Origin of the sequence: Amycolatopsis sp. A133 (genome assembly GCF_031082405.1) — a bacterium.
Lineage (GTDB): Bacteria > Actinomycetota > Actinomycetes > Mycobacteriales > Pseudonocardiaceae > Amycolatopsis.
The window spans coordinates 105,648-127,644 of sequence record NZ_JAVHJU010000023.1; the positions used below are offsets into that span (position 1 = coordinate 105,648).

Annotated in this window: 21 protein-coding genes and 1 pseudogene; 11 read left to right on the forward strand and 11 right to left on the reverse strand. The window is 71.4% G+C overall.

The window, feature by feature from the left end; genetic code table 11:
* Positions 1-133: 133 nt before the first annotated feature.
* From Q5425_RS18170 to erm, 4 genes and pseudogenes are all read left to right on the forward strand, one after another.
* A complete protein-coding gene (locus tag Q5425_RS18170) occupies positions 134-1,708 on the forward strand; it encodes a sensor histidine kinase (RefSeq protein ID WP_308673473.1) in 1,575 nt (524 codons plus the stop codon).
* Positions 1,705-2,373, forward strand: coding sequence for a response regulator (locus tag Q5425_RS18175; protein ID WP_308673430.1), 669 nt, complete (start codon positions 1,705-1,707; stop codon positions 2,371-2,373). Before Q5425_RS18170 ends, Q5425_RS18175 begins: the two co-directional genes overlap by 4 nt.
* A gap of 93 nt (positions 2,374-2,466) precedes the next feature.
* A complete protein-coding gene (locus Q5425_RS18180) occupies positions 2,467-4,215 on the forward strand; it encodes a M64 family metallopeptidase (protein ID WP_308673431.1) in 1,749 nt (582 codons plus the stop codon).
* A gap of 211 nt (positions 4,216-4,426) precedes the next feature.
* Positions 4,427-5,152, forward strand: a pseudogene (gene erm, locus Q5425_RS18185) (23S ribosomal RNA methyltransferase Erm); the annotation flags it as partial.
* Between the two features lie 2 nt (positions 5,153-5,154).
* Here the strand turns inward: erm and Q5425_RS18190 are convergent.
* From Q5425_RS18190 to Q5425_RS18225, 8 genes are all read right to left on the reverse strand, one after another.
* Positions 5,155-6,525: a beta-N-acetylhexosaminidase gene (locus tag Q5425_RS18190; protein ID WP_308673433.1), complete on the reverse strand. Its 1,371-nt coding sequence runs from the start codon at positions 6,523-6,525 to the stop codon at positions 5,155-5,157.
* A gap of 1 nt (position 6,526) precedes the next feature.
* Entirely contained in the window at positions 6,527-7,375 is an 849-nt protein-coding gene (locus Q5425_RS18195) for a carbohydrate ABC transporter permease (protein WP_308673434.1), read from the reverse strand.
* Positions 7,366-8,313 carry a carbohydrate ABC transporter permease gene (locus tag Q5425_RS18200; protein WP_396135187.1) on the reverse strand — a complete coding sequence of 316 codons (948 nt, stop codon included), beginning with the start codon at positions 8,311-8,313 and terminating at the stop codon, positions 7,366-7,368. The genes Q5425_RS18195 and Q5425_RS18200 overlap by 10 nt, the downstream gene beginning before the upstream one ends.
* Positions 8,313-9,596 carry an extracellular solute-binding protein gene (locus Q5425_RS18205; protein ID WP_308673436.1) on the reverse strand — a complete coding sequence of 428 codons (1,284 nt, stop codon included), beginning with the start codon at positions 9,594-9,596 and terminating at the stop codon, positions 8,313-8,315. Before Q5425_RS18205 ends, Q5425_RS18200 begins: the two co-directional genes overlap by 1 nt.
* Before the next feature lie 71 nt (positions 9,597-9,667).
* Positions 9,668-10,789, reverse strand: a complete 1,122-nt coding sequence (locus Q5425_RS18210) for a lactonase family protein (protein ID WP_308673437.1) — start codon at positions 10,787-10,789, stop codon at positions 9,668-9,670.
* Positions 10,790-10,837: 48 nt separating this feature from the next.
* On the reverse strand, positions 10,838-12,226 hold the full coding sequence (locus Q5425_RS18215; RefSeq protein WP_308673438.1) for a gluconate:H+ symporter: 1,389 nt from the start codon (positions 12,224-12,226) through the stop codon (positions 10,838-10,840).
* Positions 12,223-13,818: a D-aminoacylase gene (locus Q5425_RS18220; protein WP_308673439.1), complete on the reverse strand. Its 1,596-nt coding sequence runs from the start codon at positions 13,816-13,818 to the stop codon at positions 12,223-12,225. Before Q5425_RS18220 ends, Q5425_RS18215 begins: the two co-directional genes overlap by 4 nt.
* On the reverse strand, positions 13,818-15,116 hold the full coding sequence (locus Q5425_RS18225) for an amino acid deaminase (RefSeq protein ID WP_308673440.1): 1,299 nt from the start codon (positions 15,114-15,116) through the stop codon (positions 13,818-13,820). Before Q5425_RS18225 ends, Q5425_RS18220 begins: the two co-directional genes overlap by 1 nt.
* Positions 15,117-15,267: 151 nt before the next feature.
* Here Q5425_RS18225 and Q5425_RS18230 point away from each other — a divergent pair, with 151 nt between their 5' ends.
* From Q5425_RS18230 to Q5425_RS18240, 3 genes are read left to right on the forward strand one after another with little or no spacing between them, the layout of a single operon-like run.
* Complete coding sequence (locus Q5425_RS18230; RefSeq protein WP_396135190.1) at positions 15,268-16,203, forward strand: sugar kinase; 936 nt, start codon at positions 15,268-15,270, stop codon at positions 16,201-16,203.
* Positions 16,200-16,958 carry an IclR family transcriptional regulator gene (locus Q5425_RS18235; RefSeq protein ID WP_308673442.1) on the forward strand — a complete coding sequence of 253 codons (759 nt, stop codon included), beginning with the start codon at positions 16,200-16,202 and terminating at the stop codon, positions 16,956-16,958. The genes Q5425_RS18230 and Q5425_RS18235 overlap by 4 nt, the downstream gene beginning before the upstream one ends.
* Complete coding sequence (locus Q5425_RS18240) at positions 16,958-17,341, forward strand: RidA family protein (protein ID WP_308673443.1); 384 nt, start codon at positions 16,958-16,960, stop codon at positions 17,339-17,341. The genes Q5425_RS18235 and Q5425_RS18240 overlap by 1 nt, the downstream gene beginning before the upstream one ends.
* A gap of 35 nt (positions 17,342-17,376) precedes the next feature.
* On the opposite strand, the gene Q5425_RS18245 is transcribed toward Q5425_RS18240, so the two are convergent.
* The 3 genes from Q5425_RS18245 to Q5425_RS18255 form a co-directional block, all read right to left on the reverse strand.
* Positions 17,377-18,372: a 1-aminocyclopropane-1-carboxylate deaminase gene (locus Q5425_RS18245; RefSeq protein ID WP_308673444.1), complete on the reverse strand. Its 996-nt coding sequence runs from the start codon at positions 18,370-18,372 to the stop codon at positions 17,377-17,379.
* Positions 18,369-19,004, reverse strand: coding sequence for a GntR family transcriptional regulator (locus tag Q5425_RS18250; RefSeq protein WP_396135188.1), 636 nt, complete (start codon positions 19,002-19,004; stop codon positions 18,369-18,371). Before Q5425_RS18250 ends, Q5425_RS18245 begins: the two co-directional genes overlap by 4 nt.
* A 153-nt stretch (positions 19,005-19,157) precedes the next feature.
* Positions 19,158-19,517: a DUF1844 domain-containing protein gene (locus Q5425_RS18255; RefSeq protein WP_308673446.1), complete on the reverse strand. Its 360-nt coding sequence runs from the start codon at positions 19,515-19,517 to the stop codon at positions 19,158-19,160.
* A gap of 200 nt (positions 19,518-19,717) precedes the next feature.
* Between Q5425_RS18255 and infC the strand changes: the two genes are divergently transcribed.
* From infC to Q5425_RS18275, 4 genes are all read left to right on the forward strand, one after another.
* Positions 19,718-20,329 carry a translation initiation factor IF-3 gene (infC, locus tag Q5425_RS18260; protein ID WP_308673447.1) on the forward strand — a complete coding sequence of 204 codons (612 nt, stop codon included), beginning with the start codon at positions 19,718-19,720 and terminating at the stop codon, positions 20,327-20,329.
* 66 nt (positions 20,330-20,395) lie between these two features.
* Complete coding sequence (gene rpmI, locus Q5425_RS18265; protein WP_086840453.1) at positions 20,396-20,590, forward strand: 50S ribosomal protein L35; 195 nt, start codon at positions 20,396-20,398, stop codon at positions 20,588-20,590.
* 68 nt (positions 20,591-20,658) lie between these two features.
* On the forward strand, positions 20,659-21,036 hold the full coding sequence (gene rplT, locus Q5425_RS18270; RefSeq protein ID WP_308673448.1) for a 50S ribosomal protein L20: 378 nt from the start codon (positions 20,659-20,661) through the stop codon (positions 21,034-21,036).
* 23 nt (positions 21,037-21,059) lie between these two features.
* A complete protein-coding gene (locus Q5425_RS18275) occupies positions 21,060-21,848 on the forward strand; it encodes an RNA methyltransferase (protein WP_308673449.1) in 789 nt (262 codons plus the stop codon).
* Positions 21,849-21,997: the final 149 nt, after the last annotated feature.

The following is a 21,997-nucleotide window of genomic DNA, read 5'->3' on the forward strand; positions in this document are numbered from 1 at the left end:
TCCAGGTTGCGGCACACTGTAGGCCGAGTTCGGTGATCCGGCTCACTTGTGTTCATTGAGTTCGTGTGATGATCGCACCGTCCCGTTCGGACACCGGGTGCGCGTGTGCTGGTATGAGGAGGTGCCCCCGACGTTGCGGTCCCATTGGAGCCTGGCGCGCCAGCTGCTCGTGCTGCAGCTCGTGGTGCTCTGCGTGCTGGCCGGCGCCGGGATCACGTTCGCCTGGCTCGACGCGCGGCGCGCGGTGAAGCAGAACGCCGAGGACCAGGTCCGCGCGGTCGCCGTGACGGTCGCCGAGGAGCCCGGTGTCGTGGCGGCGGTGGGGACGCCGGACCCGAGCGCCACGCTCCAGCCGTTCGCGCTGCGCCTGAAGGACCACACCCACGTCGACTTCATCACGATCATGAGCCCGGCCGGGATCCGGTACACGCACCCGACTCCGGCGCTGATCGGGCAGCACTACATCGGGAACATCGGCCAGGCGCAGCGCGGCGAAGAGCTCACCGAGACCTACACCGGCTCGCTCGGCCCGTCCGTGCGCACGGTTGTGCCCGTGTTCGACGCCGGCCACCGGGTGATCGCGCTGGTCGCGGTCGGGATCACCGTCGCGGCGATCTCCGCCGAGCTGCGCGAACGCCTGTGGCCCCTGTTCGGCGTGGCCGGCGCGGTCCTGGTGGTCGGCGCGCTCGGCGGCTGGCTGATCAGCGCCCGGCTGCGGCGCCAGACCCGGGGCGTCGCGCCGGACGAGCTGAGCAACCTCTTCGAGTACCACGAGGCCGTGCTGCACTCGGTCCGCGAAGGCGTCCTGCTCGTCGGCCGGGACGGGCGGATCGGGCTCTGCAACGACGGCGCCCGCACCCTCCTCGGCCTCGACGCCGACCCGGTCGGCCGCGACCTGGCGACGCTGGGCCTGCCGGACGGGCTCGCCGAGGCGTTCACGTCGGCGGAGAACCGCGCCGAGGAGCTGCACCTGACGGACGCGCGCGTGCTGCTGGTCAGCACGACCGCCGTCCGCTCGGGTGGCCGCGCGCAGGGCACCGTCGTCGTCCTGCGCGACCACACCGAACTGCAGTCGCTGACCGGCGAGCTGACCACCGCCCGCGGCCTCGCCGAAGCGCTGCGGTCGCAGGCGCACGAGGCGGCGAACCGGCTGCACACGGTCGTTTCCCTCGTCGAGATCGGCAAACCCGAGCAGGCGGTCGAGTTCGCCACCGCCGAGCTCGCGCTCGCCCAGGAGCTGACCGACCGGGTCGTCGGCGCCGTCGCCGAGCCGGTGCTCGCCGCGCTGCTGCTGGGCAAAGCCGCCGAAGCGAGCGAGCGCGGGGTCGAGCTGACGGTCACCCCGGACACGGTGATCGACGACGTCTCGCTCGGCATCGAGGCCCGCGACCTGGTGACCATCCTCGGCAACCTGATCGACAACGGCCTCGACGCGGCCGTGCGCGGCACCGGTCACCCGAAGGTCGTCGTCACCGCCCGCTCCGACGAGGGCGGGCTGCTGCTGCGCGTCGCCGACACCGGGCCCGGCGTGCCCGAAGGCGCCGACGTGTTCCGCCGCGGCTGGTCGACGAAGGCGGAGGACGGCCACGGCCTCGGGCTCGCGCTCGTCGGGCAGGCGGTGCGCCGCTACGGCGGCACGGTCGAGGTCGGCCGGGACGGCGGCGCGGTGTTCACCGTGCGCCTGCCGCGGCAGGGGGCGGGCCGGTGATCCGGGTGCTGGTGGTGGAGGACGAGCCGGTGGCCGCGGAGGCGCACCGCGTCTACGTCGAGCGGCTGCCCGGGTTCGCGGTGGCCGGCGTCGTCCACTCCGGCGGCGAGGCGCTGCGGTTCTGCGAACGCGAGCCGGTCGACCTGGTGCTGCTGGACTTCTACCTGCCGGACACGCACGGCCTGGCGGTGTGCCGCTCGCTGCGCGCGGCCGGGCTGCCGATCGACGTCATCGCCGTGACGTCGGCCCGCGACCTCGGCCTGGTCAAGGCGGCGGTGTCGGTCGGCGTGGTGCAGTACCTGCTCAAGCCGTTCACGTTCGCCACCCTGCGCGAGAAGCTCGAACGCTACGCCGAATTCCGCGACGCGTCCGGCGAGGTCACCGGCCAGGCGGAGATCGACCGGGCCCTCGGCGCGCTGCGCACGACCGAGCAGCCCCCGCTGCCGAAGGGAATGAGCGTCCAGACCCTCGAAGCGATTACGGACGCGCTTTCCGGTGCCGCGGAAGGACTTTCGGCAGGCGCGGCGGCGAGCGCGATCGGCGCGTCGCGGGTGACGGCCCGCCGGTACCTGGAGTACTTGGCGGACAACGGGATGGCTCAACGCGAGCCGCGCTACGGCCAGGTCGGGCGACCGGAGGTCTGGTACCGGTTGACCCGCGTATAACGGTCTATACGTTCGCGCCTCCGACTTCCGGCGGTTCCGGCGCCGCGTCCCGTGCGGTACACCGGGAAGATCACCGACCAGGGGAGTGCCGCCATGCGGAAGTGGGCCGGGTTCGTCGCAGCGCTCGTGGTTTCGCTCGGGATCGCCACACCCGCCTACGCCGCCGAGCCGGCCGCGAGCGTCACCGAGGTCCAGGTGACCGGGTCCGTCGCGCAGCGGTTCAACCTCGTCGTCCTCGGCGACGGCTACACCGCCGCCGAGCAGCCGAAGTTCTTCGCCGACGTCGAGCGGCACGTCAGCACCCTGTGGTCGCTGGAGCCGTTCAAGTCCTACCGCAGCTACTTCAACGTCTACGCCGTTTCGATCGCCTCGCCGGAGTCCGGTGTGGATTGTGACCCCGGCCTGGCCGGCCCGCGCCGGGACACCCCGCTCGACATGGGGTTCTGGGGCGGCTGCAACCCGCAGAGCGTGCAGCGGCTGCTGACCGTCGACGACGCGGCCGCGCAGCGCTACGCCGACCTCGTGCCGGGCACGACCCGCGCGAACCGCCAGATCCTGGCGCTGGGCAACAGCACCACCTACGGCGGCGCGGGCGGCACCTACGCGACGGCGTCCGGCGGGAACGCCCTGTCCGCGCTGATCTCGCCGCACGAACTCGGTCACTCGCTCGGCGGCCTCGACGACGAGTACGACTACTACGCCCGCAACGTCCCGGGCGGCGCCTACGAGGGCGGCGAGCCGGACTCGATCCACCACACGCTGCTGACCGAGCCGCAACTGCGTGCCCAGCACGCGAAGTGGTGGCGCTGGCTCGGCGAGCCGAGCGAGTCGGGCGGCAGGATCGGCCGGTTCGAAGGCGGGCTGTACACCCAGACCGGCGTTTGGCGGCCGAGTGCGCACTCGATGATGAAGACGCTCGGCTACGCCTTCGACCAGGTCGGCCGCGAACGGATGACGCAGCGGATCGCGGCGAAGGTCCCGCTCGTCGCCGGCGGCACCCCGGCCGGGACGATCGGCGCCGACCGCGTCGTCCGGGTCCGCCCGATGCACCCGGTGAGCCACCGCCTCGACATCCGCTGGACCCTCGACGGTGTCGCGCTGCCCGGCCGCGAGGCGGTCGACCTGCGCCGGGCGCACGTGAAGCCGGGCAAGCACACGCTGACGGCGACGGTGACCGACCCGACGCCGTTCGTCCGCGACCCGGCCGCCCGTCCGGCGGCGACCCGCACGTGGACGGTCGACGCCGCGGTGGTCACCCCGCCGGCCGGGGCACCGGCGGTCGTGGCGTCGACGCCGGTTTCGCGCCCGGTCGGCGGCCACGACGTCGTCTACGTCGAGACGGGGGAGCCGACCGGCTCGATCCCGCAGGTCCGGTGGACGCTGGACGGCCGCATGGCGGGCACCGGCCCCGACTTCGCGCTCGACGCGGCCCGCGGAACGCACACGCTCACGGCGACGACCGGCGGCACCACGCTGACCTGGACAGTGGACGCGACGGGCCCGACGACGACCGCGGAGCTGCCGGGCGGGCCGGTGCACCACGGTTCGTTCACCATGCGGCTCGAGTCGTCCGACGGCATGCCGGAGTTCCGCGTGGACGGCGACGGCTGGCACAAGTTCTACGGCTGGCCGACGGATCCGGACGCGCCGTACCTGTTCACCCCGCGCGGTACGGAGATCGACGGGCTGGCCTACGGGAACCTGGGCGAGGGCGGGCTGACGGTGTCGCCGTTTTCGGAGCGGAAGCCGGGTTACGGCAAGCACCGCATCGAGTACCGGTCCATCGACGCGGCGGGGAACGTGGGTCCGACGCGGGCGGTCACGGTGACGCTGCTGCCGTAAACCGGTCGCCGGGTGCGGCCGCGGGCTTGTAGGGTCCGCGGCCATGGGAAGTTTGTGGATGCCCGCCTGCGGGCGAAAGACTCAGCGTGACCGCCGCGCCTGACGGCGCGCCTCGCTGAACATCGCGCCGTACCCCCGGATGCCCCGGCACCCGGAGGCGGTCCCCCGACCCTTCCCGGGTGCTCCATTCCGCACGGCTGGAGTACCTCCCTTGTCCCGCTCGATCCACGGCGGCCGCCACGAGCTCGGCCAGAACTTCCTGTACCACCCCCCGACCATCGATCGGATCGTCCGGCTCGTCCGCGCGACGGACGGCCCGATCCTCGAGATCGGCGCCGGCGACGGGGCGATCACCCGGCAGCTGGCGGCGCTCGGGCGTGACGTCCGGGCCGTCGACCTCGACGAGCACCGCGTTCGCCGGCTCCGCCGTCGCCTTCCGTCGGTGTCCGTGGTCCACGGCGACGCCCTCCGGGTCCCGCTGGACCGGCCGGTCGTCGTCGGCAACCTGCCGTTCCACCTCACCACGCCGATCCTGCGCAGGCTCCTCACCGACGGCGGCTGGACCGAGGCCGTCCTCCTCACCCAGTGGGAGGTGGCCCGCAAGCGCGCCGGCGTCGGCGGGCGCACCATGCTGACCGCCCAGAGCGCGCCGTGGTTCGACTTCGCCCTGCACGGGCGCGTCCCGGCCGACGGGTTCCGGCCGAAACCGGCCGTCGACGGCGGGCTCCTCACGATCTCGCGGCGGCGTTCGCCGCTCGTCGACCCGGCCGAGCGCGGCGGCTACGAACAGTTCGTACGCACGGTCTTCACCGGACGCGGCCGCGGGATCGGGGAGATCCTCCCGAAACCGCGGCGCGCGACCTTGGAGGCAGCCGGGATCCCGCCATCCGCCCTGCCGCGCGACCTCACGCCACGGCAGTGGGCGGCGTTGTGGAACCGCTAGCGCGGCCGGCCCGGCACTCCCGGTCGTGTCTGCCAGGGGTGCGGCCCGTCCAGCGGCCGGTACTCCACGCCGAGGGCGTCCAGCCGCGGCAGGTGGTGGTCCCGCAGGCGCGGCAGGAACTCCGCGTAGTCCCGCGGTCCGCTGCTCCAAGCCACCTCCGCGAACGCCGAGAGCCGCGGGAACGCCATGTAGTCCACCCGCCGGACGCTGTCCAGGTGCTCGCTCCACACCTGGGCCTGCACCCCGCGCAGCCGGGGCCCGGTCAGCGCCGGCTCGTACGCGTAGACGTCTTCCAGCGTGTGGACCCAGCCGACCGGGATCGGCTCGTCGGGGTGCGAAGACTGCCGGTGGTCCAGGTACACGTGCTGCTCCGGGCACATCACCACGTCGTGCCCGGCCTCGGCCGCGCGCAGGCCCGCCGCCTCGTTCTGCCACGAGCCGATCACCAGCGGGGGCAGGCCGGGGATGTCGAGGACCTCGTCCCAGCCCATCGGGGTACGGCCGCGGGCCACCAGGTGCTCGGCCAGCCGGCGGACGAACTCGCGGTGCTCGTCGGTCGCGCCCGGGGTCTCGTCGCCGCCCAGGGCGATCACCGGGGACGGGAAGATCTCCAGCAGGTGGTCGAACACCTGCCGGAAGAAGTCCAAAGTGGACTCCGTTGGCGAGAGCAGCGAAGTGCTGATGCCCCAGTCGGTCCAGACCTCGTAGGACGAAGAATCCCCCAATGAGGGGTAAGCCGCCAGTGCCGCCCGCGCGTGGCCGGGGATGTCGATCTCCGGCACCACCGTGATGGCCCGCGCAGCGGCGTACGCGACGATCTCCCGCAGGTCGTCGCCGGTGTAGAAACCGCCGTGCGGCCGACCGTCCTGGGCACCGCCGCTGCCCGCCATCGACGACGGCCGCCAGCCGCCCACCGACGTCAACCGGGGGAACGCGGGGACCTCGAAGCGCCAGCCCTGGTCGTCGGTCAGGTGCAGGTTGAGCACGTTCAGCTTGTGCGCGGCCAGGAGATCGACGAACCGCAGCACCTCGGCCTTGGTCCGGTAGTGCCGGGCGACGTCGAGCAGGCACCCGCGCCAGCCGAACCGCGGGTGGTCCTCGACCACGCCGCAGGGCAGTGAAAGCCCCTCTTCGAGGGAAGCGGCGCGGAATGCGTCCGGCCCCGCGAGCTGGCGCAGGGTCTGCCGCCCGTAGAACTCCCCGGCCGCGTCACCGCAGAAGAGCACCACACCGGAAGGGGAAAGGGAAAGCCGGTACCCCTCCGGCGGCAGGTCGGCCTTCCGGACGTCCACAGTGGACGGCCACGGGCACGAACCCGCCGCCGGGGTCACCGAAACCGGACGGGGGAGCAGAGTGGCGAAAGACATGTCAGCCCTTCACGGCGCCGGCCATGCCGGACACCAGCCGTCGTTGGACGAGGACGAAGAACACGAGGACGGGGATCGTCATCAGCGTCGAGGACGCCATCACCGCACCCCAGTCGGTGTCCTCCGGCTTGAAGAACACCAGGATCGCCTGCGGCAGCGTCTGGTTCTCGGTCTTGGAGATGATGAACGTCTTCGCGAACAGGAAGTCGTTCCAGGCGTGGATGAACGCGAGCACGCTGACCGCGACCAGTCCCGGCGCCACCAGCGGGAACAGGATCTGCCAGGTGAACCGCGCCCGCGAGGCGCCGTCCAGCTTCGCGGCTTCCTCGAGTTCGACCGGCACCGCCGCGACGAACCCGCGCAGCATCCAGATCGCGAACGGCAGGCTGAACGCCAGGTGCACCAGCACCAGCGAACCCAGCTCGTTCAGCCCGAACGCGGGCGCGACGCCGCCGATCTGGCGCATCAGGAAGAACAGCGGGATGGTCAGCGCCTCCACCGGCACCATCTGCGCGACCAGCGTCATCACCAGCAGCACGGTCCGGCCCTTGAACGAAAACCGCGTCAGAGCCACGGCCGAAAGGAACGACAGCAGCAGCGACAGCGCCACGACGACCAGGGCGACGAGCAGGCTGTTGACGAAGAACCGCCCGAAGCCCGACACGGTGAGGACCCGCGAGAAGCTGTCGAACGACGGGCTGAACGTCCACGGCTTCGGGTTCGCCGACTGGATTTCACCCGGCGGCTTCACCGCCGACAGCAGCATCCAGTACAGCGGGAACGCGACGATCCCGGCGATGACGACGGTGACGACTTCGGCGACCAGCCGCCCCGGGCGTTTCACAGCCATGCCGCGCTCCGGCGCTGAGCCCGGACGTACAGCCCGGTCACCGACAGCAGCAACAGCGTCATCACGACTCCGATCGCCGAGCCGAGGCCGTACTCCTGCCCGGCGAAGGCCTGCTGGTAGGCGTAGACGTTGAGCACGAGGTTGCGCCCGGCCACGCCGCCGCCGTTGGTCATCACGTAGATCTGGGTGAACACCTTGAAGTCCCAGATGATCGACTGGACGGTCGCGATCATCAGCAGCGGCCGCACCATCGGCAGGACGATCGTCCACGTCGTGCGCCACGTCGACGCGCCGTCGAGCGACGCGGCTTCGAGGACTTCGTCCGGCACCCCCTTGATCCCGGCGTACATCGTGACCAGCACGAACGGGAACGAGCACCAGATCACCTCGGCGGCGACCAGCCCGAACGCGCCGAGCGTGCCGAAGGTCCACGAGTGGTGTTCGAACGGCAGGCCCAGCCCGGAGAGCACCTCGTTGACCAGGCCGAAGTCGGTGTCGAAGAGGAACAGCCAGACGTAGGACCCCGCGATCGCCGGGGTCGACCACGCGCCCAGCGCGGCGAGAAACAAGAGCATGCGGGGGAGTGAACGCACTCGCGAAGCCAGCACCGCGAGCCCGGTGCCGGCCACGAGCGAACCGAGGACGCAGGCCGCGGCGAACCCGACCGTCTTGCCGAGCACGGTCCAGAATTGCGCCTGGGAGAGCAGATCGGCGTAGTTCGCGACGCCGAGGAACACCAGCGGCGCGTTGCCCGCGGCCTGCGGCTGGCCGTAGTCGTAGAGGGAGATCAGGACCAGCTGGTAGATCGGGTAGGCCAGCAGCGCGGCGAGCAGGATCCCCGCCGGGGCGAGGTAGAGCGCGGCCGCCCGGCCGTCCCCCCTCCGCCTCGGCCTCCGCGCGGGGGCCGTGACGGAAGGAGCTTCCTGGACCGCCACCACTAGCCGAAGGCCTTGTTCATCGCGGCGGCCGCGTCGGCCAGCGCCGCCGACGGGTCCTTCCCGCCGGTCGCGATCTGCTGCACGGCCGTCGGCAGCACGTTCTGGCTGTCGATCTTCGACCACGCCGGCGTCGCCGGGACGAACTTCGTGCCCGCCTTGAGGGTGTCGACGAACGGCTTGAGGAACGGGTCGTTCGCCGCCAGCTTCTGCTGCACGGTGCTCAGCGTGGGCAGGTTGCCCATCGCCGAGTACATCTTCTCCTGGTACTTCGCGCCGCCGAGCAGCTCGACGAACTCCAGCGCCAGGCCGCGGTGCTTGCTCGCGTTGAACACCCCGAGCAGGTTGCCGCCCGCGAACGCCGGTGCGGTGCTGCCCGCGGTCGTGCCCGGGAGCGGGACCACGGCGTACTTGCCCTTCACCGCGCCCTGCTCGACGGCCTTGCGGTTGAAGTCGCCGCCGATCGTCATCCCGGCCTTGCCGCCGGCGAACGCCGTCACGCTCTGCGTGCCGGTCAGGTTCGCGCACTGGGCGGGCGGGCAGATGTCGTCCTTGAGCAGGTTCGCGTACTGCGTCACGCCCGCCTTGGCCTGCTCGCCGGTGACCGTCGAGGTCCACTTGCCGCCGTTGTCCTGCGCCAGCTCCCCGCCGTTGGCCCAGAGGAAGGGCAGCATCGCGTAGGTGTACTTGCCGCCGACGGCGATGCCGTAGAGGTCCGGTTTGGCGGCGCGGATCCGCCGGGCGGTCTCGGTCAGCTCGGACAGCGTCGCGGGCGGCTTGAGGCCGAGCTCGGTGAAGACGTCCGTGCGGTAGTACAACGCGCGGATGCCGGTGTACCAGGGCAGGCCGTAGGTCTTGCCGCCGGACTTCGCGGTGTCCAGCACCGTCGGGATGAGGTCCTTGCCCTCGCTCCACGCCGCGAGGTCGCCGGTCAGGTCGGCCAGCGCCCCGGTGGCCGCGTAGTTCGAGACGTCGGTGTTGCCGAACTCGGCGACGTCCGGGGCGTTGGCCGGGTCGTTGAAGGCACCCGAGAACTTGTCGGCGCGGCCCTCGACCGGCACCCACTGGACGTCGACCTCGACGCCGGCGTGGGCCGCCTTGAACTCGGTGATGGCGTCCTTGACCGCGGCCTCCTTCGGGGCGCGGTTGGCCTCGTCGAACAGCCAGACGCGGACGGTGCCGGTCTTGTCGTCCCCGCCGGCGCCCGCGGGCGCGGACTGGGTGGGTGCGCAGCCGGCCAGCAGGGCCAGCCCGGCGACGAAGGGCAGGGTGCGGCGCAGTCTCATGAGGTACCTCCAGCGGGTGCCCTCGTGAGTGGTAAGGCGGGTTCTAACCCGCTTTACCACTCACGACGGGGTCAGGCGAAGTAGACGGAGTTGACGCTGCCGACGGCCAGGCGGCCGGCGACGGCGCCGGGCAGGCCGGTGGCGGGGTCACGCGGCAGCCACGTGACGGTGCCGGAGCGCTGGTTCGAGACGTAGAACCAGCTTTCGGCCGGGTCGAGGGCCACGTGCCGCGGCCAGTTGCCACCGGTGGGCACACTCGACACCAGCTTCAACGTGCCACCGGAGGCCGCGAACGTGGCCAGGGTGTTCGGACCGCGAACGGTCGCGTAGACGAACTTCCCGTCGTGCGAAACGAGGATCTCGCCCGGGTACTGCTCACCGGTGCTCCCGGCGGGCACGGCCGGGACGACGGAGAGCGCAGTCAGCTTCCCGGCCACCGCGTCCCAGCTCGCCACCGTCACCTCGGCCCGCAGCTCGCCCAGGATGTAGGCGAACTTCCCGGTGCGGTCGAACGCCAGGTGCCGCGGCCCGGCGCCCGAGGGCAGCTTCAGCTGCTGGTGCAGCGAGAGCTTCCCGGCGTCGAAGCCGTAGACGTACACCGAGTCGGCGCCGAGGTCGACCGCCAGCACCCAGCGGCCGGTGGGGTCGTTGACGACCTGGTGCGCGTGCGCGTCCCGCTCGGCACCGCGGTGGGTGACGAGGTCGGTGGCCGCACCGAGCTTGCCGCCGGCCAGGATCGGCAGCACGACGACGCTGCCGGAGCTGTAGTTCGCGGCCAGCACGTGCTTCCCGCCGGAGTGCACGCTCAGGTGCGTCGGCGCGCCGCCCTTCGAGGAGACCCTGTTGAGCAGCTTCGGTTTCACCGGGTCGGCGAGGCTCAACGCCGAGACGTACCCGGCCGGGTCGCCTTCGTTGGTGACGTACAGCGTCTTGCCGTCGGCGCTGTGGTCGAACCACGACGTGTCGGTGATGCCCGGGATGGTCCGGACCGGGGACAGTGCCGCGCCCGAACGGATGGCGACGTCGAGGCCGTGCCCGGTCGCCCCGGTGGTGTAGCTGCCGATGTACGCGGTCGTTCCGGCGAAGCAGCCCTTCTCCGTGGTGGCCGCGCCGGCGGCCTGCGCGCCGAGCACGGTGGCCGCGCCCGCGCCGGCCGCGGCGCCGAGGAACGTACGACGGGAAAGTCCGGTCATCGTCTTTGTCTCCCAACGGGTTTCGGCGGTGACAGGCTCCAGTATGGTCTAGACCACGGCCATGAGCAATGCCGAAACCCCGAATCCCGAAAGGGAAAGCACGGTTTCCAGCGCGGTCCAGGACCGAAGAGTCTGCGGCACGGTGAGGTTGAAGTAGCGCGAAACGATCCAGAACCCGCCGTCGTTGACGTGCGAGGCGATGATCGAACCGGCGGAGATCGCCATCACGAGCAGCGCCAGCTGGATCTGCGAATATCCGAGCTGGGCCACGCTCGGCGCGATGATCCCGCTGGTGGTCACGATGGCCACGGTCGCCGAACCCTGCGCGATCCGCATGCCGCAGCTGATCACGTACGCCGCGAGCAGCACCGGGAGCCCGGCGTCGTGCAACGAGTCGGCCACGGCCTTGCCGATCCCGGTCGCCGAGAGCACCGCGCCGAAGAACGCGCCCGCGCCGACGACCAGCAGGATCATCGCCACCGGCCGCAGCGACTTCGCGGCCAGCTCGTTGAGGTCCTTGCCGGTGAACCCGCGCCGCAGGCCCAGCAGCCAGGACGCGAGCAGGACGGCGACGGTCAGCGCGACCGCGGGGGTGCCGATGAACGCCGCGACCCCGGCGAGCGCGGAGCCCTTCGGCAGCCAGATGCTGCCGAACGTGCCGGCCAGGATCAGCACCAGCGGCACCGCGATGATCGCGGCGACCAGGGCCAGCGACGGCGGGTTCTCTTCGCGCTCGCCCTCTTCTTCGGCGAAGACCATGTCCTCGGGGACGTCGACGGTGATGCGCTTGCCGATCCACGTCGAGTAGAGCACACCGCCGACCAGGAACGCCGGGATGCCGCAGGCCAGGCCCATCAGGATGATCCAGCCGAGTTCGACGTGCAGCAGGCCGGCCGCGGCCACCGGGCCGGGGTGCGGCGGCAGGAAGGCGTGGGTGATCGACAGACCCGCCAGCAGCGGCATCGCGTACAGCACCAGCGAGCGGCCGCCCTGCTTCGCGGCGACGTAGACCAGCGGGGCCAGCACGAAGATGCCGATGTCGAAGAACACCGGGATGCCGAAGACGAAGCCGGCGACGCCCATGGCCAGCGGCGCCCGCTTCTCGCCGAACGACCGCAGCAGCGCCCCGGTGAGCACCTTCGCGCCGCCCGAGCGTTCCAGGATCGAGCCGAGGATCGTGCCCAGGCCGATGATCGCCGTGATGTGCCCGAGGATGCCGCCGAAGCCCTTCTCCAGCAGGGAGTCCGACGCCTTCTGGGCCGAGCCGACGATGGTGCCGACCGGCAGGCCCGCGGCCAGCGCCGTCAGCAGGCCGACCACGATCAGCGCGATGAACGGTTCCAGCTTCAGCTTGATGATCAGCACCAGCAGGACGGCGATCGAGACGGCGGCGAGCGTGAGCAGGCCACCCGTGGTGTGTTGCAGCCAGTGGATCATCGGGTTCTCCGGGGGTTGCGCAGGGAATGTCCGGCGAGGGCGCCGGTGGGACGGCCGTCGTCGAGGGCGGCGACGCCGTTGACGAACACGTGGGTGATGCCCGTGGCGGGCTGCCGCGGGTCTTCGAAGGTGGCGGTGTCGGCGACCGCGCCGGGGTCGAACAGCACCAGGTCGGCGGCGTACCCGGCGCGGACGAGCCCGCGGTCGGCCAGCCGCAGCCGCCGCGCGGCCCGCCCGGTCAGGTGGGCGACGCACTCGGCGAGGTCCAGTACACCCAGTTCGCGGACGTACCGGGCGAGGTAGCGCGGGAAGGTGCCCCACGCGCGCGGGTGCGGCCGGGCGCCGACGAGCAGCCCGTCGCTGCCGCCGGTGTGCGTCCGGTGCCGCATGATGGCCTGGACGTTCTCCTCGTGCCCGACGTGCATCAGGCACGACGTCCCGAGCCGCTCGTCGAGCAGGGTGTCGAAGTACAGCTTCGCCGGCTCGGTGCCGTTCCTGCGGGCGGACTCGGCGACGCTGTGCCCGACGAGGGGGGCGTTGTGGTCGTTGCGGACGCCGTTGATTTCGATGGCGGCCCAGTCGATCGGGACGCCGTGGGCACCGTCCGAACCGGACTCTTCGATCTCGGCGCGGATGCGTTCGCGTTCGGTCGCGTCGGACAGCCGGGCGAGGGTCGCGTCCAGCCCGCCTTCGGTGGCCCAGCTCGGCAGCAGCGCCGAGAGGTAGGTCGCGCCCGGCAGGTACGGGTAGGTGTCGAGGGAGATGTCGCAGCCGTCGTCCAGCGCGTCGTCGAGAAGCTTCAGCAGGTCGGGGGCTTTCCCCTTGTTGACCGAGAAGTTCATCGTCGCGTGGGCCAGGTGCAGGGGACAGCCGGAGCGGCGCGAGACGTCGATCATCTCGGCGAACGCCTCCAGCGCACCCTTTCCGTAACTGCGGTGGTGCGGGCTGTAGAAGCCGCCCAGCTCGCCGACGACCCGGCACAGCTCGACCAGCTCGCTCGTCTCCGCGTACATCCCGGGCGTGTAGGTGAGACCGGACGACATCCCCATCGCGCCCTCGTGCAGACCCGTGGCGACGAGCTCCTTCATCCGGTTCAGCTCGGCGTCCGTGGCGGGCCGGTCGTCCCAGCCGACGGCGAGCATCCGGACCGTGCCCTGCGGCACCAGGTAGGCGGCGTTGACGGCGATGCCCCGGTCGAGGCGGTCGAGGTACTCGCCGACCGAGCGCCAGTTCCAGTCGAACCCCGGCGGGTCGTCGTTCCAGCCCGCGAGCTGCTGCCGCAGTGCTTCGAGCACGACGTCGTCGACGGGCGCGTAGGACAGCCCGTCCTGGCCGAGGACCTCGGTCGTGACGCCCTGGGTGATCTTGGCCGGGTGGTCCGGGGTGGCCAGCAGCTGCAGGTCCGAGTGCGAATGCATGTCGATGAACCCGGGCGCGAGCACCAGGCCGTCGGCGTCGATGTGCCGCCGCCCGGCCAGGGACCCCGCTTCGGCGACACTGGCGATCTTCCCGCCGGTGAGCCCGACGTCGTGCCGCGTGATCGCGTCGCCGGTGCCGTCGGCGACCAGCGCGCCGCGGAAGACGACGTCCATCAGAACCACGTCCGCACGTAGTCGACGACGGTTTCGCCGTCGGCCGCGGTCACCGGCAGCAGCGGCCACTTGTCGAACACCGTGCACGGGTGGGAGAGGCCGAGCCCGATCCAGTCGCCGACCTCGACCGGGGACCCCGGCGGCAGCGCGAGGAAGGCGTGCTGGTCGTTCAGTTTCGTGACGACGTGGCCTTCGAGGGGTTCGGCGGGCCCGTCCGGGGTCCGGCGCAGCTGCGGTTCGGGCAGGCCCTCGTCGAAGGACGCGTCGCGCTTGCCGATGGTGAGCAGCGCGAGTTCGTCCGACGGCTTCGACGTCACCTGCGCCCACGCCCGCAGCGCGGGCCGGAAGGAGTCGACACCGTCGATGCGCGGGTGGTCGCCCAGCGGGGAGATCTCGCGGTAGAAGCCGTCGTCGTGGGTGAGGTAGGCGCCGCTGCGCAGTACCGGCAGCACGTCGAGGCCCTCCGGCCACGGTTTGGCCAGCTCGTTCGCGACCTGGTCGAAGTAGGCGCTGCCGCCGGCGGTGACGATGATCTGCCCGTCGAGGAGTCCCTTGTCCGCGAACGAGACCGCCAGGTCGCGCAGACCATCCACATAGGAGCTGATCTTGGCCAGGGCGGCTTCGTCGGTGCCGTGGGACAGCGCGCCCTCGTACCCGCCGGTGCCGCGCAGCCGCAGCGCCGGGCTCGCCTGGACCGCCTCGGCGACCGCCAGTGCGGTCGCGGTGTCGCGAACGCCGGTGCGGCCGCCGTCGGCGCCCAGCTCGACCAGCACGTCCACCGGGCGCCCGGCGCCGTCGAGGGCCGCGGTCATCAGCTCGACCCCGCGGACCGAGTCGACCCAGCAGAGGAACTCGAAGCCCGGGTCGGCCGCCAGCTCGGCGGCCAGCCAGCGCAGGCCGGCCGGGTCGAGGAACTGGTTGGCCAGCAGGATCCGGGACACCCCGAAGGCACGGTAGATCCGGAGGTGACCGGCGTTCGCGCAGGTCACGCCCCAGGCGCCGTGCTCGATCTGGCGCGCGAACAGCTGCGGTGCCATGGTCGTCTTGCCGTGCGGGGCGAGCACCACGCCCCGGGCGGCGCACCACGCGGCCATCGTCCGCAGGTTGTGTTCGAGCGCTTCTTCGTCGAGGACGACGAAGGGGGCGAAGAACCCGTCGGTGAACAGGTTGAGCCGGCGGTCCGCGGCCTCGGCGAGGGTGAGCCCGGCCAGGGCGGGAGCGGCCGAGCGGAAGCGCCAGTCGATGCGCTCCCGGCGGAGGGCATCGAGCGCGGCGGGGTCCATCAGGCAGGGTTTCATCGGCGGCGACCTCTGTTGCGTATGTTGCAACGACTGTTGCGCATTCTGCGCGCCATAGGTGTAGCATCCGGGTCGCCACAGGTCAACGGGGTGAAGGGCAGGGAGACGGAAAGTGACGAGCGGGCCCGAGGTGTTGTGCGTGGGCGAGTCGATGGCGCTGTTCGTGCCCGCCGAACCCGGCCCGCCGGACGAGGTGAAGCGGTGGGTGCGCACCATCGGCGGCGCCGAATCGAACGTGGCCTGCAACCTGTCCACGCTGGGGCTGCGCAGCGGCTGGGTGAGCGCGGTCGGTGACGATCCGTTCGGCCGGGCGATGCTGCGCGAGATCGCCGCGGCCGGTGTCGACGTCAGCGCGTGCTCCGTCGACCCGGAGCGCCCGACCGGGCTCTACATCAAGGAAAGCGGGGCCGGCGGCAGTCCGGTGCGCTATTACCGGACGGGCTCGGCCGCGTCCGGCATGGGCCCGTCGCTGCTCGACCGGCTCGACCTCGACGGCGTCCGCGTGCTGCACCTGTCGGGGATCACGCCCGCGCTGTCGGACAGCTGCCTCGCGCTGGTCCGCGTGCTCTTGGACCTGCCACGCGGCGACCGGCTGATCTCCTTCGACGTCAACCTGCGGCCCGCGCTCTGGGCCGGTCGCGATCCCCGCCTGCTCGCCGAACTGGCCGGGCAGGCCGACATCGTGCTGACCGGCGACGACGAAGCCCAGCAGGTGTGGGGGACCGGCGACCCGGCGGAACTGCGGGCACTGCTGCCGGGGCCGCGCACGCTCGTCGTCAAGCACGGCGAACGCGGCGCGACCCTGGTCGAAGGCGAGCCGCTGTTCGCGCCCGCGCTGAAGGTCGACGTCGTCGAGCCGGTCGGCGCCGGCGACGCGTTCGCCGCCGGGTTCCTCGCCGCCACCCTGCGCGGTGCCCCGCCCCTGGAACGGCTGCGGCAGGGGCACCTGCAGGCCGCGGTCACCCTGCGCACCTCCGACGACGTCGGGGTGCCGCTGCCCCGACCGGTCGTCGATACCCTGCTCCACGCGGACCCGGACGAGTGGCGTTCGGCGCGGCTGACCGGAGAGGGTGTGGTGATGACGTGAGCCAGAGCCTGGACCGCGCGCTGACCCTGCTGAACTCGATCGCGAAGGACGCGCGCACCCTCGACGACCTCGCCGACGAGATCGGCGTGCACAAGTCGACGGTGCTGCGGCTGCTGCGCACCCTCGAGCAGCACCACTTCGTGCGCCGGGAAGGCCCCCGCCACTACCGGCTGGGCAGCGCCATGTTCGACCTCGCCAACCAGGCCCTGGATTCCTTCGACGTCCGGCGCAGCGCCCAGCCCGCGCTCGCCGCCCTCAACGCGCGCACCGGGCACACCGTGCACCTGGCCAGCTACGAGGACGGCGAGGTCGTCTACATCGACAAGTTCGAAGGCCGGCATTCGGTGCGGATGTACTCGCGCATCGGCAAGCGCGCGCCGCTGCACTGCACCGCGGTCGGGAAGGTGCTCGTCGCGGCGATGCCCACGGCCCGCCGCGAGGAGATCGCGCACTCGATCGACTACCCGGTGCGGACGCCGAACACGATCACCACCCCGGAGGCCTACCTGGCCGAGCTGGACCGCGTGGACCGGCTCGGGTACGCCGTCGACAACGCCGAGCACGAGGACTTCATCCACTGCATCGCGGCGCCGGTGCGGGGGACCGGCGGCGAAGTGCTCGCCGCCGCGTCGATGTCCGTGCCGAAGGTGCTGCTCGACTACGAAGGCCTGCTGGCGCTGGTGCCCGAGCTGCGGGCCGCCACGAAGGAAGCTTCCGTCCACAGTGGATGGACGGAGAACGGAAAGGGGCACTGATGAGCAAGACGGCAGTTTCCACCGAGAACGCGCCGAAGCCGCCGGCGAAGTTCTCGCAGGCCGTCCGCAAGGGGAACCTGCTGCAGGTCGCCGGCCAGGTCGCGTTCGACCCGGCGACCGGCGCGATCGTCGGCGACGACGTCGCGGGCCAGACCCGGCAGACGTTCAAGAACATCGAGGCCGTGCTGGCGGAGGCGGGCGCGAGCCTCGCCGACGCGATCATGGTCCGGGTGTACCTGACCGACACCGCGCACTTCGCGCCGTTCAACGAGGTCTACAACGAGCTCATCGGCGACGCCCCGCACGCGGCGCGCACGACGGTGTACGTCGGCCTCCCGGGCGAGCTGCTCGTCGAGATCGACGTGCTCTGCGTGCTGGACTGAGCCTTCGGCGGGCCGGGTTTCCCCGGCCCGCCGGTTCACCCGAGGACGCTCGTGTAGCCGTTGAGCGCGAGCTGGCCGCCGAGGTGGGCGTAGAGGACGTTCGACTCGCGCGGGATCTCGCCGTTCCCGACGAGGTCGATGAGTCCGGCCATCGACTTGCCCTCGTACACCGGGTCGGTGATCATCCCCTCCAGCCGGGCACAGGTCTCGATGGCGTCCACAGTGGATTTGTCGGGGATGCCGTAGATCCCGGCGTGGTAGCGGTCGTCCAGTTCGACCTCGGGGATTTCACCGGCGCCGATCAGCTCCGCGGTGTTCCGCGCGATGCGCGTGATCTGAGCGCGGGTCTCGGCCGGCTTGGCGGAGGCGTCGATGCCGAGGATCCGGCGCTCCCGGCCGAGCGCGGTCCCGGCGACCATCCCGGCCTGCGTGCTGCCGGTGACCGAGCAGACGACGACGGTGTCGAAGAAGACGCCGAGTTCTGCTTCCTGCCGTTCCAGCTCGACGATCCAGTTCGCGAAGCCCAGCCCGCCGAGCCGGTGGTCGGAGCCGCCGGCGGGGATGGCGTACGGCTTGCCGCCCTGCTCTTCGATCTCGGCGACCGCGTCTTCCCACGCCTCCTTGAACCCGATGCCGAAGCCGGCTTCGACGAGCCGGACGTCCGCGCCGAGGATCCGCGAGAGCTGGATGTTGCCGACCTTGTCGTAGAGCGGGTCGTGCCAGTCGACCCAGCTCTCCTGCACCAGCACGGCCTTCAGCCCGGCGCGCGCCGCGGCCGCGGCGACCTGGCGGGTGTGGTTGGACTGGACGCCGCCGATGGAGACGAGCGTGTCGGCACCCCGGGCGAGCGCGTCCGCGACGAGGTACTCCAGCTTCCGGGTCTTGTTCCCACCGAACGCCAGACCGGAGTTCACGTCCTCGCGCTTGGCCCAGATCTTCGCGCCGCCGAGGTGGTCGGTCAGGCGTTCCAGCGGGTGCACCGGCGACGGACCGAACAGCAGCGGGAAGCGCGGGAAGGCGTCGAGGGTCACAGTTCCTCCAGCAGGTCGGTCCAGATGGTCGAAATCACGGCGACGGCGGTCCCGGTGTCCCGCTTCTCGAGCGCGTCGATGAGCTTCGTGTGGCGCTCGACGGAGTTCCAGGCCAGCGCCGAGCTGAACCGGGCGTGCTCCAGGCGGCGCAGCAGCGGCGTGTAGCGGTCGAGGGTCGCGGCGACGGCGGCGTTGCCCGCCAGGCGGACCGGGACGTCGTGCAGCTCGTCGTCCGCTTTCACCGCGGCCGCGACGTCACGGGCCTCGATGGCGGCGGCGAACCGGTCGTTGGCCGCGCGCATCTCGGCGATGTCTTCCCGGCGGCACTTCGGCACGGCCTGCCGCACGGCGAATTCGTGCAGCAGCCGGACGATCTCGCGGGCGTCGAGTACGTCGGGTGACATCACTTCGGAGACCCGGGTGTAGCTCTGGGGCTTGGAGTCGACGAGGCCGTCGTCGGCCAGGCGCAGCAGGGCCTGGCGCACCGGGGCCTTGGACAGGCCGAGCTGGTCGGCCAGGTCGGCGTCGCGCAGCGGCGTTCCCGGCGGCAGCGTGCCGTCGACGATCGCGTGGCGGATGCGGTCGTAGGCCTCGTCACGGAGCAACGGGCGGGTGATCTTCGAGAGACTCACATCTAACATGTTAGATGCCAGATCTGAGTCCCGCCAGTACCCGACCTGCGCCGGGCAAGCGCCCCAATGTGGCGTTCGGTGCGTTCAACGCACCCAATGTGGCGTTCGGTGCGTTGAACGCACCCAATGCCACATTGGGGCGCTCTGGAGTCGTCAGTAAACGGGGCCGGTGTACTTTTCCCCGGGTCCCTTGCCGGGCTCGTCCGGCACGGCCGAAGCTTCCCGGAACGCCTTCTGGAGGGACTGCAGACCGTCGCGCAGCGGCCCGGCGTGCAGGCCCAGGTACTCCGCGGAGGCCGTCACGAGCCCGGCCAGCGCGGTGATCAGCCGGCGGGCTTCGTCGAGGTCGCGGTGCGGGGAGGTATCGGGGTCGGCGTCGGCGAGGCCGAGCCGTTCGGCGGCGGCCGACAGCAGCATGACGGCGGCGCGGCTGATCACCTCCACGCTGGGGATGTCCTCCAGGTGGCGCGCTTCCGGGGAATACGGGGGCTGTTGCGAAGGTTGTTCCGACACGTCTGGTACCCTTCCACGAGCGACCAGCCCCTGAGCGATCGGGGGCCGCAAGTGGAGCCCCGCTCCCACCCGCGTCACCGTACAGGTGGCCGGGTCCGGTCTCGCCCGGGCGTGACGTCCAGGGTGAAGAAGTGCCCTTCGGGGCACGATCGGAAACAGAGTGGGCCCCGCGCACCGAACGGTGTCGGGGCCTTCGCTATGTGGGCACCAGGTCGAACGAGAACAGGAAACATTCCTCGGACCAAGGAGGCCCCATCAGCTCCGAGACACGCATCAACGACCGTATCCGGGTGCCGGAAGTCCGACTCGTCGGACCCGCCGGCGAACAGGTCGGCATCGTCCGGATCGAGGATGCGCTGCGCCTGGCGCAGGAGAACGACCTCGACCTCGTCGAGGTCGCGCCCCAGGCCCGCCCGCCGGTGTGCAAGCTCATGGACTTCGGCAAGTTCAAGTACGAGAGCGCGCAGAAGGCCCGCGAGTCGCGGCGCAACCAGCAGCTGACCGTCATCAAGGAACAGAAGCTGCGCCCCAAGATCGACCAGCACGACTACGAGACCAAGAAGGGTCACGTGTCGCGCTTCCTGGCCGCGGGCAACAAGGTCAAGGTCACGATCATGTTCCGCGGCCGCGAGCAGTCCCGGCCGGAGCTCGGCTACCGGCTGCTGCAGAAGCTCGCCGAAGACGTCACCGAGCTCGGTTTCGTCGAGTCGTCGGCCAAGCAGGACGGCCGCAACATGATCATGGTGCTGGCCCCGCACAAGAACGTGAAGCCGAAGGCCAAGGCGGAGCCCGAGCAGGTTCCCGAGGCGTAGGCGCCGACCAGCACATGCCAGCGGCTCACCGGTTCTCCGGTGAGCCGCCGCACGAAAGAGGACAAAATGCCGAAGATGAAGACCCACAGCGGGACGTCCAAGCGCATCCGCAAGACGGGTACGGGCAAGCTGCGCCGCCAGATGACCGGCCGGCGCCACCGCATGGAGAAGAAGTCCAGCCGCGTGACCCGCCGCCTCGAGGGCACCACCGAGGTGTCGAAGACCGAGGTCAGCCGCGTGAAGCGCCTGCTCGGCATCTGATCCCCTCGAACTTGCTGTAACCACCCGGGGCGTTTCCCCTCGCCCCCTGAGATCGACAGGATGGACCCGTGGCACGCGTCAAGCGGGCGGTCAACGCCCAGAAGAAGCGTCGCGCAACTCTCGAACTGGCCAGCGGCTACCGCGGCCAGCGTTCGCGGCTGTACCGCAAGGCCAAGGAGCAGACGCTTCACTCGCTGAACTACGCCTACCGGGACCGTCGTGCCCGCAAGGGTGACTTCCGTCGCCTGTGGGTCACCCGCATCAACGCGGCCGCCCGTGCCAACGGTGTGACCTACAACCGGTTCATCCAGGGCATCAAGGCCGCGGGTGTCGAGGTCGACCGCAAGATCCTCGCGGACCTCGCCGTCAACGACGCCGTCGCCTTCACCGCGCTGGCCGAGCTCGCCAAGGCCAACGTGAACACCGGCGAAGCGAAGTCGGCCTGACCGGCAGCTTTCCGCGACCCGGGGTGGAACCGTTCACCGAACGGACCCCCCGGGTCGTTGCTGCGCGCAAGCTGACGCGGCGCGCGGAACGTGACAAGACCGGCCGGTTCCTGGCCGAAGGCGCCAACGCCGTCGAGGCCGCACTGGCGGACGGCACGGTGCACGGGCTGTTCGTCACCACGCGCGCGGCGGAGCAGCACGCGGACCTCCTCGACGCGGCCCGTGCGGCCGGTGTCCCGGTTTCGCCGATCACCGACCGCGCCGCCGACGGGCTGTCGGAAACCGTGACGCCGCAAGGCATCGTGGCCGTCTGCGCGCTGCTGGACCGGCCCCTCGACGAGGCCGTCACGCCGGCCGCCCGGCTCGTGGTGGTGCTGGTGGACGTCGCCGACCCCGGCAACGCGGGCACGGTGATCCGCGTCGCCGACGCCGCCGGTGCCGACGCGGTCGTCTTGGCGGGCGACACCGTCGACCCCCACAACGGCAAGTGCGTCCGCGCGGCCGCCGGCAGCCTGTTCCACCTGCCGATCGCGCGCGTCCGCGACGTCCCGGCCGCCTTGTCCGCCTGCTCGACGGCGGGCCTGCGGACGCTCGCCGCCCACGGCTACGCCGACACCGAACTCGATCGGGTGGACCTCGCCGCCCCGACGGCCTGGGTGTTCGGCAACGAGGCCCACGGGCTGCCCGCCGACGTCCTCGACCGGACGGATCTCGCGGTCCGGATCCCGTTGTACGGCCGCGCCGAGAGCCTCAACCTCGCCACCGCGGCGGCCGTCTGCGTCTACACGAGCGCGATGGCGGCGCGGCGCTGACCAGCCCCGCGCCGCTTGGGCCGGGACTTCGTGCCGCCCAGGCGCTCCAAGAGGTCGCGTCTTCCGGCGGGTTCGCGTCGGCCGGCTTCGCCGGGGCTTTCCGCGTGCGCCGACCGTGCGTCCGCACGCCCCCGGGGCGACCGGGGGCA